The sequence below is a fragment of the Polycladidibacter stylochi genome (assembly GCF_001562055.1).
Lineage (GTDB): Bacteria > Pseudomonadota > Alphaproteobacteria > Rhizobiales > Stappiaceae > Pseudovibrio > Pseudovibrio stylochi.
Genome location: NZ_LLWE01000018.1, coordinates 24986 through 38886, shown reverse-complemented (window position 1 = coordinate 38886; position 13901 = coordinate 24986). Strand labels below are relative to the sequence as shown.

The window sequence follows — 13901 nt, the reverse complement described above, 5'->3', positions numbered from 1 at the left end:
ATTCAATTTTTGTAATTTTACTTACATTGCGAATATTTTATCTGAACAAATAGTAAGTGAAATTATTACACCTAATTCTCAGTAGAAGCATAAAAAAAGGGCCGGTTCTGATCCGGCCCTTTCACTTACATCTTAAGCATCTTGTATTTTTATGAGATAATCTTCAACGATCTTCTTAAGCTGTTCAGATTGCTCGTTCAAATTACCTGCAGCCGACAGTACCTTTTCCGCTTCATGCCCCGCATCACCTGATATGACCGATACTCGTGTGATCGCCTGCGCAATCTCGGAGGAACCTGCCGTAACCTGCTGAATATTGCTGGAAATGTCCGTCGCTGTTACAGCCTGCTCTTGTATCGCACCAGCTATAGCCGTTGAAGCATCGTTTATTTTTCCAATAACTTCGGCAATATCTTTAATGGCAACTACAGCTTTTTCTGTTTCAGCCTGCACCGCCTGAATCTGAATGCTAATCTCGCCAGTGGCTCGGCCTGTCTGATTAGCAAGCCCCTTGACTTCACTAGCAACAACAGCAAATCCCTTACCGGCCTCACCAGCTCTGGCAGCTTCAATAGTCGCATTCAGTGCCAATAGGTTTGTTTGATCTGCAATGTCGTTAATAAGTGAAACAACTTCACCAATTTTGTGCGCAGCTTCCAACAACCCATTAACAGAGCCTTCAGCCACTTTGGCCATATCAGTCGCCTGATTTGAAATATCTGCTGAACGTCTGACTTCGCGATCAATCTCTCCTACTGTCGCGGATAACTCTTCAGCAGCACCAGCAACTGCCTGCAAGCTCATGAGCGACTGCTCGGAAGCTGAAGAAACTGTTTGCGCTTCGCTATTTGTCTGCTCAGAAATTGAAGCCATACTCTCCGCGGTAACACCCAAGTTACCACCAGCCTCTGTAACCTGATCCAAAACCGATCTGACACCCTTGTCGAAGTTCTCATTCAACGCAACAACGCGTTTAACTCGCTCTTCACGTGCCAACTGTTCATCTTTGCTTTGTCGATCAAGCTCACGAACACGCTTAAGTCCCTCTTTAAAACTTAAAACCGCGCGTCCGATCTCACCAATCTCATCTTTCCGTACTGCAGAAGGTATCTCGACCTCTAAATTACCACCCTCTATCTGTTGTAGGTTTCCAGCAAGCGTACTCAGTGGTTTTGAAATTCGACGAGCAAAGAAATAACCGGCAAAGCCTGCAATAATAATAACGATCAGACCACTAATGATGATAGATCTTTGCATATTGTGGACAGCTGCCAGCGACTCCTCAACAGAAGACTCAGTAACAATAAATGCCGGGAAGTGTTTACTTCCTAACTTGATGGCATAATAAAACTTACCATCTACTTCATTGAATTTTTCATTGATAGCGCCACTTGAAAGTCGATTAAACTCAAGCGCCTTCATAACTTCTGGGCTGAGCTTTTCTTTCAGCGCTGTTTTCGTTTTTGAAAGTGGCTTATTGGAAATAAGCTGTCCCGCATAATTGACAAGATAAGCCTGCCCGGTATTACCTAGACCTTGACGTGAATTGAGCAAACTATCAAAGAAACTAGCATTTAACCGGACAATCAATGTGCCCTTACGAACACTTTTCTTAAATTCCTGCACATATATCGGTGTCCCTAGTATCACCGACATCTCGCCACCAGCTGGTTTATATGCATGAGCTGGTGAAATTGACACAACACCATCCGCCGCGTCCTTGAGCTCATCCACAATTGAAGCAACATAAGTTTGTGATAAAACAGGATCGTGTAGCTTCTTCAAAAATTCCGATGATTTATTCGCAGAGTAAATTACCATACCCTTTGAATCGAGAACAAGTATATCTTCGTAACCACCTAATTTAAGATTAACCAAATAATCGTTATGTATTGAAGAATGTCGCCAAGAGTATACCGATGACTGACCTTCACCGGTCAGTTCCCTTCTCTCTTTTATGCTACTACCATCAGGTTGGTAGTAATTCACGACTTCTTGGTATTCGTTATCGATACCACGAACAGCCTGAGCAAGTTCACCCATTGTAATCCGCATGGTATTGCTATGGGAAATTCGCTGAATATCCTGTTGGATAAATTCCATCTCGTCAGCCAGGCTATCTTTACGCGCAGTAGCCAAGAGCCTCAACTGTGACTTAGCAGATTCAGTTAGCGCTTTCTCACCTTCGTTAAAAGCAAGAAATGCAGCTATAGAGCTAGCAACAATCGCCAACCCCACAATAATAAGAGGCAGCTTAAAACCTATCTGGCTAAGCTTATGCCCTTTTTGAACGCCAGAACCGACATGCTTACTATTATTGATTTCTTCCATTAAAGCTGTCCCTATTACCCTCTACCAATTCAAAGGTTATAATTGTGAAAATCTAAATTACGCAGCCTACACAGGTATACCTGATAACATCACTTAAGTTGTATTACTTAGCTCGATTCATGAAAATTGAAAATATCCCAATCCAACCAATACCAAAATTTCATCACATAATTCAATTAGTTACAAATAGTAATGCAATGATATGTTGTAAACACAGTTTATTTGTAACCATACAACATGAAAAATATACTGGGTGCAACTCTAAAAGGCACAACTTTGCATAAAAAAGGGCACCCAAGGGTGCCCTTTCATAATACAGATTCTATCAGCTTTTATTATGCTGCTTCTTCTGTTGCCTCTTCAGCTTCAACACGTGCGCGATCAGCAGCACCACGTGCATTCACATCGCGGTCAACGAGCTCGATAACAGCCATTGGTGCATTATCACCAAAGCGGAAACCAGCTTTAAGAACGCGAGCATAGCCACCTTGGCGCTCTTTGTAACGTTCACCGAGAACGTCAAAAAGTTTACGCACCATAACAACATCACGGATCTGTGAAATCGCTTGGCGACGTGCATGCAAATCACCACGCTTACCAAGTGTGATGAGTTTTTCAATAATTGGACGAAGCTCTTTTGCTTTCGGTAGCGTCGTCACAATCTGCTCATGCTCGATAAGAGCAGCTGCCATGTTAGCAAACATGGCTTTACGATGGCTAGACGTCCGATTGAGCTTGCGGCCGGATTTACCGTGGCGCATGGCCCTCTCCTTTTTGTCTTTAAAGGCGGTTAAGCCTTCGAGCCGTAAACGGCCCTGTTCCTATCAATACTGGTGGTCTTCGTAGCGCTTGGCAAGATCATCGATATTTTCTGGTGGCCAGTTTGCCACTTCCATACCGAGATGCAGTCCCATCTGCGCCAGAACTTCTTTGATCTCATTCAATGACTTACGACCAAAGTTCGGAGTGCGGAGCATCTCGGCTTCGGTCTTTTGAATTAGATCGCCAATATAGACAATATTATCGTTCTTCAGGCAGTTTGCAGAACGAACGGACAGTTCAAGCTCATCAACCTTCTTCAGCAATGCTGGGTTAAAGGCCAATTCAGCAACAACATCCTCTTGAACTTCACGCTTAGGCTCATCAAAGTTCACAAAGATAGAGAGCTGATCCTGCAAAATACGTGCAGCAAACGCCACAGCATCTTCAGGAATAACAGAGCCGTCAGTCTCCACAGTCAAAGTCAGCTTGTCATAGTCAAGAACCTGACCTTCACGGGTGTTTTCCACCTTATAGGAAACTTTTTTAACTGGCGAGTATAAACTATCGACTGGAATCAGGCCAATTGGCGCATCTTCCGGACGGTTTGCCGCTGCAGTAACATAGCCCTTACCTTTGTTTACGGTAAATTCAATGCGTACTTCAGCACCATCATCGAGGTTACACAGCAGCAAATCAGGGTTCAGAACCTCGATATCACCAACTGTGCTGATATCACCAGCATATACTGCACCAGGACCCTGCTTACGCAGTACCATACGCTTTGGGCCATCCCCATCCATGCGCAGTGCAATTTCCTTAATGTTCAAGATGATGTCTGTAACATCTTCACGAACACCGGGAATGGATGAAAACTCGTGTAAAACACCGTCGATCTGAACAGCGGTGACAGCTGCACCTTGCAGTGAGCTAATCAGTACGCGACGCAGCGCGTTACCCAATGTCAAACCATAGCCACGCTCAAGCGGCTCGGCCACAATAGAAGCCTTAAAGCGGGTATCATCACCACCACGAACATCGAGTTGCGTTGGCTTGATAAGTTCCTGCCAGTTTTTTTGAATTGTCACGTTTAAACCCTTCTGGCTATCCCGTTGGCACATAGGCCAACCATACTTGGCCAAGAGTAAAGAAACTTGCCCTTGAATAAATTAGACGCGGCGACGCTTGCGCGGGCGACATCCATTGTGTGGAATTGGAGTTACATCACGGATCGATGTAATCACAAAACCTGCAGCCTGCAGTGCGCGCAGAGCAGATTCACGGCCAGAACCTGGACCACGAACTTCCACTTCCAATGTACGCATGCCATGCTCAGCAGCTTTCTTACCAGCCTCCTCGGCAGCAACCTGTGCAGCGTAAGGAGTGGACTTACGAGACCCCTTAAAGCCGAGTGCGCCTGCTGAAGACCAGGAAATTGTATTACCCTGAGCATCAGTAATGGTGATCATGGTGTTGTTGAACGTAGAGTTCACATGCGCGATACCAGAACTAATGTTCTTCCGTTCGCGACGACGCACACGCGTCGAATCTTTAGCCATTTTGTTTCCTATCTTTCGATATCTGCACCGCCGTATGTCGTCTTCAACTCCGGCGGCTCCACCAAGCGATTAAGCTGGTATCTTATTTCTTCTTACCAGCAATCGCTTTCGCAGGACCCTTGCGGGTACGTGCGTTGGTATGTGTGCGCTGACCACGAACCGGCAGACCACGACGGTGGCGCAGGCCACGGTAGCAGCCAAGGTCCATAAGACGCTTGATGTTCATTGCAGTTTCACGGCGCAGATCACCTTCAACAAGGTAGTCAGCATCGATTGTTTCACGGATCTTCAAAACTTCCTGGTCAGAAAGTTCATTGACACGACGTTCTGCAGCAATACCCACTTTTTCAGTGATTTCTGCAGCAAACTTCGGGCCGATACCATGAATGTACTGCAGCGCGATAACTACGCGCTTGTTCGTCGGAATATTGACGCCAGCAATACGGGCCACGTTTTCTCTCCTTTTCGAGGGAACCTCATTGTCCCCTCTCCCATTTCCTGCAGGGAATCGGCATGATTCCAAGCAGCAAAAAGATTGACCTCGGTTTCCCAAGGAAAACCGGCGCCAATCGAATATGGTACGATGTGCGCCGGCTATACTTTATTTAGAAGCTAAGTGCAAGCACTGCTTTGCATTAGGCATGATTATAGGGTTCAAGAACTGCATCAATTTGAGCAGCAACGTCTTCAACACTCTTCATGCCGTCAACAGCCTTCAAAGAACCTTTGTCCTTATAATAGCTGATCAAAGGTGCTGTCTGCTCGTTATAAACAGACAAACGCTTTTTCAAAGCTTCGGCATTGTCGTCAGAACGGACTTCTTCACTTTCACGAGCACGCTGTTCAATACGCGCCAGCAAAATTTTCTCGTCCACCTCAAGCTGTACAACACTGTCCAGATTGAGATTCTTTTTTTCAAGCAACTCAGCCAGGGCATCTGCCTGGGCAAGTGTGCGCGGAAAGCCATCAAGAATAAAGCCGTTTTTACAATCGTCTTGATCAACGCGATCCGCAATGATCGAAACAATCAGCTCATCTGAAACAAGCTCACCACGCTCAAGAACACCTTTCACTTTCTGGCCAATTTCACTTCCTGCTGCCACAGCGGCGCGAAGCATGTCACCAGTAGAAAGCTGCACGATTTTGTATTTCTCAACAAGCCGTGCAGCCTGTGTTCCCTTGCCGGCACCTGGAGGGCCGAGAAGAATAAGTCTCATCGACGCTTACCTCTCAGTTTCGTCTTCTTCACCAGCCCCTCATATTGATGGGCAAGCAAGTGCCCTTGAATTTGAGAGACGGTATCCATCGTCACGCTCACCACAATCAGCAATGAGGTGCCGCCAAAATAGAACGGTACGCCTGTCGCTGATATGAGAAATTCGGGTAAGAGACAGATCAAGGTTATATAGATCGCGCCTACTACCGTAATGCGTGTCAATACGAAGTCGATGTACTGAGCTGTGCGCTCTCCAGGACGGATCCCTGGAATAAAACCACCGTGCTTCTTAAGGTTATCTGCCGTTTCAGTCGGATTGAAAACAATCGCTGTGTAGAAGAAGCAGAAGAAAATAATCAACGCGGAATACAATAAAATGTAGCCCGGCTGACCATGCCCTAATAGCGCGGTAATTGTTGTTAGCCACTCCATAGCTGTGGATGTTTCTTCACCACTACCTTGAAAACTCGCAATAGTAGCCGGAACCATCAGCAATGAACTAGCAAAAATAGGTGGAATCACACCAGCTGTATTAAGCTTCAACGGCAAGAACGAAGAATTACCCTCGTACAGCTTATTACCGTGTTGTCGCCTTGGATACTGAATCAGCAACCGTCGCTGCGCCCGCTCCATAAAGACGATCACAGCAATCACAACAACAGCAACCAGCAATATAGCAATGATAATCCAGGTTGCCAGAGCACCTTGACGACCAAGCTCAAGAGTAGAAGCTAAAGCTGTTGGTAGACCCGCAACAATACCTGCAAAGATAATTAGTGAAATACCATTACCAATGCCGCGAGAAGTGATCTGCTCCCCAAGCCACATCAAGAACATTGTTCCGCCAACCAGTGTAACAACAGTGCTTAAACGGAAAAACATACCAGGATCCAGCACAACATTGGCACTGGACTCCAAACCGACAGAAATACCGTAGGCTTGGAAAGTAGCTAGGATAACAGTACCATATCGCGTGTACTGATTGATTTTTTTACGCCCGGTCTCGCCCTCTTTCTTCAATTGCTCCAACGAAGGAACAACCGAAGTCATCAACTGGATAATAATCGAGGCTGAAATGTACGGCATAATGCCAAGTGCAAAAATAGCCATGCGCTCCACAGCGCCCCCGGCAAACATATTAAACAGGCCAATAATGCCGGTTTGTACGTTGCCAAAGGCCTGCGCGAGCGCATCAGGATTAATTCCAGGCAGAGGGATATAAGTACCGAACCGGTAAACTAAAAGAGCACCCAGTGTAAACCAGATCCGCTTCTTTAGTTCCTCTGCCTTCGCAAAGGCAGAAAAGTTCATGTTAGAAGCAAGTTGCTCGGCAGCTGAAGCCATTCTGCGCTCCGGTCGTTGAAATATCCCAAAAAAAGAGCAAAGGCTTATTCAGCCTTTGCCCCCTTGATATCGACCTTACCGCCAGCTTTTTCAACTGCTTCAACAGCAGTTTTCGAAGCGCCGGCAATTTCAAAGGTCACAGCTGCTTTAAGCTCACCACCTGCGAGAAGACGTACACCGTCTTTTACGCGGCGGATAACGCCTGCAGCTTTTAGGGCTTCAGCTGTAACTGTTGCAGAAGCATCCAGTTTACCTGCGTCAATAGCAGTTTGGATACGACCAACGTTAACAGCAGTAAAGTCCTTAGCAAAGATGTTGGTAAAGCCGCGTTTTGGCAGACGGCGATGCAATGGCATCTGACCACCTTCAAAACCCTTGATCGCAACACCTGAACGGGACTTTTGACCCTTTACACCACGACCACCGGTTTTACCTTTACCGGAACCGATACCGCGGCCTACACGGGTACGAGTGCTTACTGCACCCGGATTGTCCTGAAGTTCATTGAGCTTCATTTGTTTATCTCCCGGCACCTATTACGCTTCATCGACGACGCGAACGAGATGCTGGACCTTACGGATCATGCCGCGCACTTCAGGAGTATCCTTCAGTGTAGAGCGACGGTGCATCTTGTTCAAGCCAAGGCCGACCAGCGTAGCGCGCTGATCTTTTGGTCGACGAAGTGGGCTGCCGACCTGTTCGACCGTAACGGTCTTTTCTGTATTAGCCATGACACTAACCCTTGTTCATTCAACAGCGGTGAGTGCGAAACTTAAGCTTCGCTCTTAACCACGACCGCATCATCATTGTCACGACGACGAGCCTGTAAAGCAGATACTTTCAGACCACGACGCGCTGCAACTGAACGCGGGCTATCTTCTTTCGACAATGCGTCAAAGGTTGCGCGAACCATGTTGTATGGGTTCGAGCTGCCCAGAGATTTTGCAACAACGTCCTGAACACCAAGTGTTTCGAACACTGCACGCATTGGACCACCTGCGATAATACCAGTACCGGATGGTGCTGCACGTAGCAACACTTTACCTGCACCATGACGGCCTTCTACATCGTGATGTAGAGTACGACCCTCACGCAGAGGAACACGAATCATTGTACGTTTTGCAGCTTCAGTTGCCTTACGAATTGCTTCAGGCACCTCACGCGCTTTACCGTGACCAAAGCCTACACGGCCCTTCTGATCACCGACAACAACGAGAGCTGCAAAGCCAAAGCGACGACCGCCTTTAACAACTTTTGCGACACGGTTGATGTGAACGAGCTTATCGACAAATTCGCTGTCGCGCTCTTCACGATCCCGGTTGTCCTGTCTTGCCATTTTAATGTCTTCCGTTTCTTAGGAGCACCTAAAGGCGCTGATCAGAAATTCAGTCCGCCTTCACGCGCGGCATCAGCCAAAGCCTTTACGCGGCCGTGGTAGATGTAACCGCCGCGATCAAACACGACTTCTTTAACGCCAGCAGAGATTGCACGCTCAGCAATGAGCTTACCAACAGCAGCAGCTGCGGATTTATCAGCACCAGTTTTCAAGGTGCCCTTCACATCGGCTTCGATTGTGGAGGCCGCCACCAGGGTAACACCCTTGGCGTCGTCGATAATTTGAGCATAAATCTGCTTGGACGAGCGGAAAACGGACAACCGAGGACGTCCATTTGCTACTTTTTTGATCGAACGACGCACACGTGCGCGACGACGTTCGAAAGAATTGCCATTCGCCATTGTCCGACCTATTACTTCTTCTTGCCTTCCTTACGGATGATGTATTCATCCGCATAACGAATACCCTTGCCTTTGTATGGCTCAGGCGGACGGTATTCGCGAATGTTCGCTGCTACCTGTCCGATTTGCTGCTTGTTAATACCGTTGATAACAATTTCAGTCGGCTTTGGGCAAGCAATCTGGACGCCCTGCGGGATGTCGAATTTGACATCATGCGAGAAACCCAGAGCAAGATTCAAAGTGCTACCTTGCACTTGTGCGCGGTAACCCACACCGGTAACCAGCAGCTTTTTCTCAAAGCCAGCAGTCACACCAGTGATAAGGTTTGCAATCATTGTCCGGCACATACCCCACATAGAGCGGGACAGCTTGGTTTGATTGCGAGGATCAACACGAATGCCATCATCCGTCATTTCGACCTGAACAGCGTCGTGGGCCACGAAGGAGAGTTCTCCCTTCGGACCCTTGACGACAACTTCCTGGCCGTTGATCGTTGCCGTTACCCCGCTAGGCACGGGGACTGGCTTCTTGCCAATACGAGACATAAGATCAACCTGTCTGTTGTTGTTTTAATAATCTGGACTATGCCGCATCAGAAGACGCGACACAGAACCTCACCACCCACATTTTGCTCACGAGCCTGGTGGTCTGCCATCACGCCACGTGGAGTGGATAGAATGGAAACACCGAGGCCATTGGCAACGTGTGGAATGTTCTTGACTGAAGAGTAAACGCGACGTCCAGGCTTGGAAACGCGTTCAATGGTACGGATTACAGGTGCACCATCAAAGTACTTCAGTTCAATCTCTAATTCGGACTTGCCTGCAGAGTATTCAACTGCGGTGTAACCACGGATGAAACCCTCAGAAACCAAAACGTCCAAAATACGTGCGCGAAGCTTGGAGGCAGGTGTAGATACCTTGCCTTTGCGACGCATCTGCGCATTACGAATGCGCGTGATCATATCCCCGACTGGATCGGAAATCGACATTGCAGTAACTCCTTACCAGCTCGACTTCACGAGACCCGGGATCTTACCCAGGGAACCCAACTCACGAAGTGCCACACGTGACATCTTGAGTTTGCGGTAGAAACCGCGTGGGCGACCTGTGACTTCACACCGGTTACGTACCCGTATAGGCGCGGAATTGCGCGGCAGCTTCGCAAGCTTAAGCCGTGCATTAAACCGCTCTTCCAGGGACAGGCTCTCGTCCTTGGCCATAGCCTTCAGGGCTGCGCGTTTATCAGCGTACTTTGCTACAAGACGCACGCGCCGCTTGTTTTTTTCGACCGCGCTTTTCTTCGCCATCGTCTGTCCTCGTTCCTTTCCCGTATACCGCTACTATTTAGTGCGGAACGGGAAGTTGAACGCGCGCAGTAGTTCACGCGCTTCGTCATCGGTTTTAGCGCTCGTACAGACCACAATGTCCATACCCAGCATGTGATCTACTTTATCGTAGTCAATTTCTGGGAACACAATGTGTTCTTTGAGGCCCATTGCATAGTTACCACGTCCGTCAAAGCTCTTTGCGTTGAGACCACGAAAGTCACGAACGCGTGGCAGAGCGATTGTGATCAAACGGTCGAGGAATTCGAACATTTGAGCACGACGCAATGTAACCTTGGCACCGAGCGGCATATCTTCACGAACTTTAAAGGTCGCAATAGATTTGCGTGCACGGGTAATAACCGCCTTTTGACCAGCAATCAAGGAAAGATCTGCAGCTGCAGTCTTTACTCGCTTACTGTCACCAACTGCTTCCCCAACGCCCATATTAAGAACTACTTTCTCAATACGAGGAATCATCATTGGGTTGGAGTAGTTAAACTTCTCCTGAAGCTGTTTACGCACTACTTCATCGTAATGCGTCTTCAGCCGTGGTGTGTTGTTAGCCTCAGCCATCGATAACATCTCCCGAACGCTTTGCAAAGCGCACCAAGGTACCGTCTTCGCTTGCTTTGAAACCAACGCGAGTTGGTTTACCGTCCTTTGGATCTGCGATCGCCAAGTTAGAAAGCTGAATTGGCGCTTCCTTCGAGATGATACCACCTTCGCTCTGTTGGGTCTGGCGTTGGTGACGCTGCACCATGTTTACGCCACGCACGACAGCGCGGTTTTCGTCGGTGATCATCCGGATAACTTCGCCGGTCTTCCCTTTATCACGACCAGCGATCACAACAACGGTGTCGCCTTTTTTAATTTTCGCGGGCATCAGAGCACCTCCGGCGCAAGCGAAATGATCTTCATGTGATTCTTAGCACGCAGTTCGCGAGGAACTGGGCCAAAAATACGCGTTCCGATCGGTTCTTTGTTGTTGTTGATCAGTACGGCCGCATTGCGGTCGAAACGGATCACACTGCCGTCAGGACGGCGGATATCCTTCGCCGTACGCACGACAACAGCCTTCATCACGTCGCCCTTTTTAACACGACCCCGGGGAATTGCCTCTTTAACGGAGACGACAATAATGTCGCCTACGCCAGCATATTTCCGCTTGGAGCCGCCGAGCACTTTGATGCACATTACACGACGCGCACCGGAGTTATCCGCCACGTCGAGGTTTGTTTGCATCTGAATCATGACTCGTCGCCTTATTCTTTAATCAGGCCCTCAACAAGAGAGCTACTGGATGCGTAATTAGCTCGCTGCCTCAGTAGAGACGACGACCCATTTCTTATTCTTAGAGATAGGTGCACACTCTTCAATACTGACAGTGTCACCAACCTTGTAAGAATTTTCTTCGTCGTGTGCACGATACTTCTTCGTACGGCGCACAGTTTTTTTCAGCAGCGGATGGGTAAAGCGACGCTCTACCTTCACCGTGACTGTCTTGTCATTCGCATCGCTGACAACGACGCCCTGCAATATACGCTTTGGCATTTAGAGCTCCTTAAGCGTTATCAGACATGCGCTTTTCACGCAGTATTGTCTGAATCCGCGCGATGTCACGACGAATTTGCCGTACACGTGCGGTGTTTTCGAGCTGACCGGTAGCCCTTTGGAAACGCAGGTTGAACTGTTCTTTTTTCAGTCCCTCCAGGTCTTCCCGCAGTTGGTCTTCGGTCTTAGCCCGTACATCGCTAGCCTTCATGGCCTGTTCCTTTCGATGTTCGATTACTCACCGATTCGCTGCACGAAGCGGCATTTAATCGGGAGCTTGGCTGCTGCCAGACGCATTGCTTCACGAGCAATTTCCTCTGACACACCATCAATTTCAAACATGATCCGGCCAGGCTTTACCCGGCATGCCCAATATTCTGGGCTACCTTTACCTTTACCCATGCGGACTTCAGCCGGCTTGGAGGATACAGGTACATCCGGGAAAATTCGGATCCACACACGACCCGCACGTTTCATGTAACGGGTCATTGCACGACGGGCCGCCTCAATTTGACGAGCGGTTACCCGCTCTGGCTCCAGCGCTTTCAATCCGAAAGCGCCGAAATTGAGGTCAGTGCCGCCTTTGGCGTTGCCATGAATGCGGCCCTTGTGCTGCTTGCGGAACTTAGTTCGCTTTGGTTGCAGCATCGCTAATCTCTCGTTTAACTAGATCTATCGTGAAGAGGTGCTGCTTAAGCAGCACGCTCACGTCGACCGCCACCTTGGCGCTCATTTTTACCACCACCTTCGGTAGCACGGCGTTCAGAAGCCATTGGATCATGCTCAAGGATTTCGCCCTTGAAGATCCAGACTTTAACACCACAAGCACCATAAGCGGTATGCGCAGTAGCTGTACCATAGTCGATATCCGCACGCAGAGTATGCAGCGGCACACGACCTTCACGATACCATTCCACACGTGCGATTTCCGCACCACCAAGACGACCACCGCAGTTAATACGGATGCCTTGGGCACCAAGACGCATTGCAGATTGAACTGCACGCTTCATGGCACGACGGAAAGCAACACGACGCTCCAGCTGCTGGGCAATAGAAGCCGCAACCAGTTGCGCATCAGTTTCTGGCTTGCGCACTTCAACAATGTTGAGGTGCACTTCAGAGTTGGTCATCGCAGACAACTTCTTGCGAAGCCGTTCGATGTCAGCACCCTTTTTACCAATAACAACACCTGGACGACCAGAGTGGATTGTTACACGGCATTTACGGTGCGGACGCTCGATAACCACCTTGGAGATAGCAGCCTGCTTGAGTTCCTTCATCAGGTACTCACGGATGCGGAAATCTTCATGCAGAAGATCGCCGTATTCGTTTTTGCTGGCAAACCAACGTGAATCCCATGTCCGGTTGATACCAAGGCGGAAACCGATTGGATTAATCTTCTGACCCATCAGGCTGCCTCCTCAACTTCACGAACAACGATGGTCAGGTTGGAATATGGCTTCATAATCCGACCCACACGACCACGGGCACGTGGCTGGAAGCGCTTCATAACAAGCGCCTTACCAACATAAGCCTCGGCGACAACAAGACTGTCGACGTCGAGATCATGGTTGTTTTCTGCGTTTGCAACAGCAGACATCAAGGTTTTCTTGACATCGCCAGCAATACGTTTGCGAGAGAATGTTAGATCAGCCAAAGCCTTACCAACTTTCTTACCGCGGATCGATGCTGCAACGAGGTTTAGCTTTTGCGGAGAAATCCGCAGCATGCGGCATACTGCCTTTGCCTCGTTGTCGGCGAGCGTCCGCTCAAGCTTCTGCTTGCCCATCGTTATTTCCTCTTCGCCTTTTTATCAGCACCGTGACCGTAGTAGGTACGAGTTGGGGAATATTCACCCAACTTCTGACCAACCATGTCTTCGGAGATCAAAACAGGAATGTGCTTTTGACCGTTATAAACGCCAAAGGTCAACCCCACGAAGTGCGGTAGTATTGTGGAACGACGGCTCCAAGTCTTGATGACCTCATTACGGCCAGACTCGCGAACCTTTTCCGCCTTCTTCAGGAGGTAACCGTCGATGAACGGCCCTTTCCAGATCGAACGTGCCACGATC

At 48.6% G+C, this 13901-nt stretch carries 23 protein-coding genes; all 23 read right to left on the bottom strand.

Going from position 1 to position 13901, the window contains the following annotated elements; translation table 11 throughout:
• Window positions 1–132 precede the first annotated feature (132 nt).
• The 23 genes from AYK67_RS03455 to rpsS all read right to left on the bottom strand — a co-directional run bounded on the left by AYK67_RS03455 (window position 133) and on the right by rpsS (window position 13897).
• Window positions 133–2331: a methyl-accepting chemotaxis protein gene (locus AYK67_RS03455; protein ID WP_068082366.1), complete on the bottom strand. Its 2199-nt coding sequence runs from the start codon at window positions 2329–2331 to the stop codon at window positions 133–135.
• Window positions 2332–2666: 335 nt separating this feature from the next.
• Window positions 2667–3092 carry a 50S ribosomal protein L17 gene (gene rplQ, locus AYK67_RS03450; protein ID WP_068082364.1) on the bottom strand — a complete coding sequence of 142 codons (426 nt, stop codon included), beginning with the start codon at window positions 3090–3092 and terminating at the stop codon, window positions 2667–2669.
• A 63-nt stretch (window positions 3093–3155) separates the two neighbouring features.
• Window positions 3156–4211, bottom strand: coding sequence for a DNA-directed RNA polymerase subunit alpha (locus tag AYK67_RS03445; RefSeq protein ID WP_068082361.1), 1056 nt, complete (start codon window positions 4209–4211; stop codon window positions 3156–3158).
• Between the two features lie 48 nt (window positions 4212–4259).
• Window positions 4260–4649 carry a 30S ribosomal protein S11 gene (gene rpsK / locus AYK67_RS03440; RefSeq protein WP_068082358.1) on the bottom strand — a complete coding sequence of 130 codons (390 nt, stop codon included), beginning with the start codon at window positions 4647–4649 and terminating at the stop codon, window positions 4260–4262.
• Between the two features lie 82 nt (window positions 4650–4731).
• Window positions 4732–5100, bottom strand: coding sequence for a 30S ribosomal protein S13 (rpsM, locus tag AYK67_RS03435; protein WP_068082355.1), 369 nt, complete (start codon window positions 5098–5100; stop codon window positions 4732–4734).
• Window positions 5101–5284: 184 nt separating this feature from the next.
• The gene (locus AYK67_RS03430) at window positions 5285–5866 is read right to left on the bottom strand and encodes an adenylate kinase (RefSeq protein WP_068082353.1); all 582 of its coding nucleotides are present in this window, start codon (window positions 5864–5866) and stop codon (window positions 5285–5287) included.
• On the bottom strand, window positions 5863–7209 hold the full coding sequence (gene secY / locus AYK67_RS03425; RefSeq protein WP_068082351.1) for a preprotein translocase subunit SecY: 1347 nt from the start codon (window positions 7207–7209) through the stop codon (window positions 5863–5865). The genes AYK67_RS03430 and secY overlap by 4 nt, the downstream gene beginning before the upstream one ends.
• Before the next feature lie 44 nt (window positions 7210–7253).
• Complete coding sequence (rplO, locus tag AYK67_RS03420) at window positions 7254–7724, bottom strand: 50S ribosomal protein L15 (protein WP_068082349.1); 471 nt, start codon at window positions 7722–7724, stop codon at window positions 7254–7256.
• 21 nt (window positions 7725–7745) lie between these two features.
• On the bottom strand, window positions 7746–7940 hold the full coding sequence (gene rpmD, locus AYK67_RS16855) for a 50S ribosomal protein L30 (protein WP_068314046.1): 195 nt from the start codon (window positions 7938–7940) through the stop codon (window positions 7746–7748).
• A gap of 41 nt (window positions 7941–7981) precedes the next feature.
• Window positions 7982–8545: a 30S ribosomal protein S5 gene (gene rpsE, locus AYK67_RS03410; RefSeq protein WP_068082347.1), complete on the bottom strand. Its 564-nt coding sequence runs from the start codon at window positions 8543–8545 to the stop codon at window positions 7982–7984.
• 41 nt (window positions 8546–8586) lie between these two features.
• Window positions 8587–8946 (bottom strand): 50S ribosomal protein L18, encoded by a 360-nt coding sequence (gene rplR, locus AYK67_RS03405; RefSeq protein WP_068082344.1) that lies wholly within the window; start codon window positions 8944–8946, stop codon window positions 8587–8589.
• Between the two features lie 11 nt (window positions 8947–8957).
• Complete coding sequence (gene rplF, locus AYK67_RS03400; RefSeq protein WP_068082341.1) at window positions 8958–9491, bottom strand: 50S ribosomal protein L6; 534 nt, start codon at window positions 9489–9491, stop codon at window positions 8958–8960.
• A 47-nt stretch (window positions 9492–9538) separates the two neighbouring features.
• Window positions 9539–9937 carry a 30S ribosomal protein S8 gene (rpsH, locus tag AYK67_RS03395; RefSeq protein ID WP_068082338.1) on the bottom strand — a complete coding sequence of 133 codons (399 nt, stop codon included), beginning with the start codon at window positions 9935–9937 and terminating at the stop codon, window positions 9539–9541.
• A gap of 12 nt (window positions 9938–9949) precedes the next feature.
• Window positions 9950–10255, bottom strand: coding sequence for a 30S ribosomal protein S14 (gene rpsN, locus AYK67_RS03390; protein ID WP_068082335.1), 306 nt, complete (start codon window positions 10253–10255; stop codon window positions 9950–9952).
• A gap of 33 nt (window positions 10256–10288) precedes the next feature.
• Window positions 10289–10849, bottom strand: coding sequence for a 50S ribosomal protein L5 (rplE, locus tag AYK67_RS03385; RefSeq protein WP_068082333.1), 561 nt, complete (start codon window positions 10847–10849; stop codon window positions 10289–10291).
• Complete coding sequence (gene rplX / locus AYK67_RS03380) at window positions 10842–11159, bottom strand: 50S ribosomal protein L24 (protein WP_068082330.1); 318 nt, start codon at window positions 11157–11159, stop codon at window positions 10842–10844. The genes rplE and rplX overlap by 8 nt, the downstream gene beginning before the upstream one ends.
• The gene (gene rplN / locus AYK67_RS03375) at window positions 11159–11527 is read right to left on the bottom strand and encodes a 50S ribosomal protein L14 (protein ID WP_068082328.1); all 369 of its coding nucleotides are present in this window, start codon (window positions 11525–11527) and stop codon (window positions 11159–11161) included. The genes rplX and rplN overlap by 1 nt, the downstream gene beginning before the upstream one ends.
• A 57-nt stretch (window positions 11528–11584) precedes the next feature.
• Window positions 11585–11827 (bottom strand): 30S ribosomal protein S17, encoded by a 243-nt coding sequence (rpsQ, locus tag AYK67_RS03370; RefSeq protein ID WP_068082325.1) that lies wholly within the window; start codon window positions 11825–11827, stop codon window positions 11585–11587.
• 10 nt (window positions 11828–11837) lie between these two features.
• Window positions 11838–12038, bottom strand: a complete 201-nt coding sequence (gene rpmC, locus AYK67_RS03365) for a 50S ribosomal protein L29 (protein WP_068082324.1) — start codon at window positions 12036–12038, stop codon at window positions 11838–11840.
• Between the two features lie 23 nt (window positions 12039–12061).
• Window positions 12062–12475, bottom strand: coding sequence for a 50S ribosomal protein L16 (gene rplP, locus AYK67_RS03360; protein ID WP_068082323.1), 414 nt, complete (start codon window positions 12473–12475; stop codon window positions 12062–12064).
• Window positions 12476–12519: 44 nt separating this feature from the next.
• Window positions 12520–13236 (bottom strand): 30S ribosomal protein S3, encoded by a 717-nt coding sequence (gene rpsC, locus AYK67_RS03355; protein ID WP_068082320.1) that lies wholly within the window; start codon window positions 13234–13236, stop codon window positions 12520–12522.
• Complete coding sequence (rplV, locus tag AYK67_RS03350) at window positions 13236–13616, bottom strand: 50S ribosomal protein L22 (RefSeq protein WP_068082317.1); 381 nt, start codon at window positions 13614–13616, stop codon at window positions 13236–13238. The genes rpsC and rplV overlap by 1 nt, the downstream gene beginning before the upstream one ends.
• Window positions 13617–13618: 2 nt before the next feature.
• Window positions 13619–13897 carry a 30S ribosomal protein S19 gene (rpsS, locus tag AYK67_RS03345; RefSeq protein WP_068082314.1) on the bottom strand — a complete coding sequence of 93 codons (279 nt, stop codon included), beginning with the start codon at window positions 13895–13897 and terminating at the stop codon, window positions 13619–13621.
• Between the last annotated feature and the right edge of the window lie 4 nt (window positions 13898–13901).

Bases quoted from the DNA above. Each gene is read 5' to 3' on its own strand.
- rplE (WP_068082333.1), bottom strand. From the start codon at position 10,849: ATGGCTGAGGCTAACAACACACCACGGCTGAAGACGCATTACGATGAA.
- rplF (WP_068082341.1), bottom strand. From the start codon at position 9,491: ATGTCTCGTATTGGCAAGAAGCCAGTCCCCGTGCCTAGCGGGGTAACG.
- rpsC (WP_068082320.1), bottom strand. From the start codon at position 13,236: ATGGGTCAGAAGATTAATCCAATCGGTTTCCGCCTTGGTATCAACCGG.
- AYK67_RS03455 (WP_068082366.1), bottom strand. From the start codon at position 2,331: ATGGAAGAAATCAATAATAGTAAGCATGTCGGTTCTGGCGTTCAAAAA.
- rplN (WP_068082328.1), bottom strand. From the start codon at position 11,527: ATGATTCAGATGCAAACAAACCTCGACGTGGCGGATAACTCCGGTGCG.
- rpsQ (WP_068082325.1), bottom strand. From the start codon at position 11,827: ATGCCAAAGCGTATATTGCAGGGCGTCGTTGTCAGCGATGCGAATGAC.
- rpmD (WP_068314046.1), bottom strand. From the start codon at position 7,940: ATGGCTAATACAGAAAAGACCGTTACGGTCGAACAGGTCGGCAGCCCA.
- rplV (WP_068082317.1), bottom strand. From the start codon at position 13,616: ATGGGCAAGCAGAAGCTTGAGCGGACGCTCGCCGACAACGAGGCAAAG.
- rpsE (WP_068082347.1), bottom strand. From the start codon at position 8,545: ATGGCAAGACAGGACAACCGGGATCGTGAAGAGCGCGACAGCGAATTT.
- rpsK (WP_068082358.1), bottom strand. From the start codon at position 4,649: ATGGCTAAAGATTCGACGCGTGTGCGTCGTCGCGAACGGAAGAACATT.
- rpmC (WP_068082324.1), bottom strand. From the start codon at position 12,038: ATGAAGGCTAGCGATGTACGGGCTAAGACCGAAGACCAACTGCGGGAA.
- rplQ (WP_068082364.1), bottom strand. From the start codon at position 3,092: ATGCGCCACGGTAAATCCGGCCGCAAGCTCAATCGGACGTCTAGCCAT.
- rpsH (WP_068082338.1), bottom strand. From the start codon at position 9,937: ATGTCGATTTCCGATCCAGTCGGGGATATGATCACGCGCATTCGTAAT.
- rpsN (WP_068082335.1), bottom strand. From the start codon at position 10,255: ATGGCGAAGAAAAGCGCGGTCGAAAAAAACAAGCGGCGCGTGCGTCTT.
- secY (WP_068082351.1), bottom strand. From the start codon at position 7,209: ATGGCTTCAGCTGCCGAGCAACTTGCTTCTAACATGAACTTTTCTGCC.
- AYK67_RS03430 (WP_068082353.1), bottom strand. From the start codon at position 5,866: ATGAGACTTATTCTTCTCGGCCCTCCAGGTGCCGGCAAGGGAACACAG.
- AYK67_RS03445 (WP_068082361.1), bottom strand. From the start codon at position 4,211: ATGTGCCAACGGGATAGCCAGAAGGGTTTAAACGTGACAATTCAAAAA.
- rplR (WP_068082344.1), bottom strand. From the start codon at position 8,946: ATGGCGAATGGCAATTCTTTCGAACGTCGTCGCGCACGTGTGCGTCGT.
- rplX (WP_068082330.1), bottom strand. From the start codon at position 11,159: ATGCCCGCGAAAATTAAAAAAGGCGACACCGTTGTTGTGATCGCTGGT.
- rplO (WP_068082349.1), bottom strand. From the start codon at position 7,724: ATGAAGCTCAATGAACTTCAGGACAATCCGGGTGCAGTAAGCACTCGT.
- rplP (WP_068082323.1), bottom strand. From the start codon at position 12,475: ATGCTGCAACCAAAGCGAACTAAGTTCCGCAAGCAGCACAAGGGCCGC.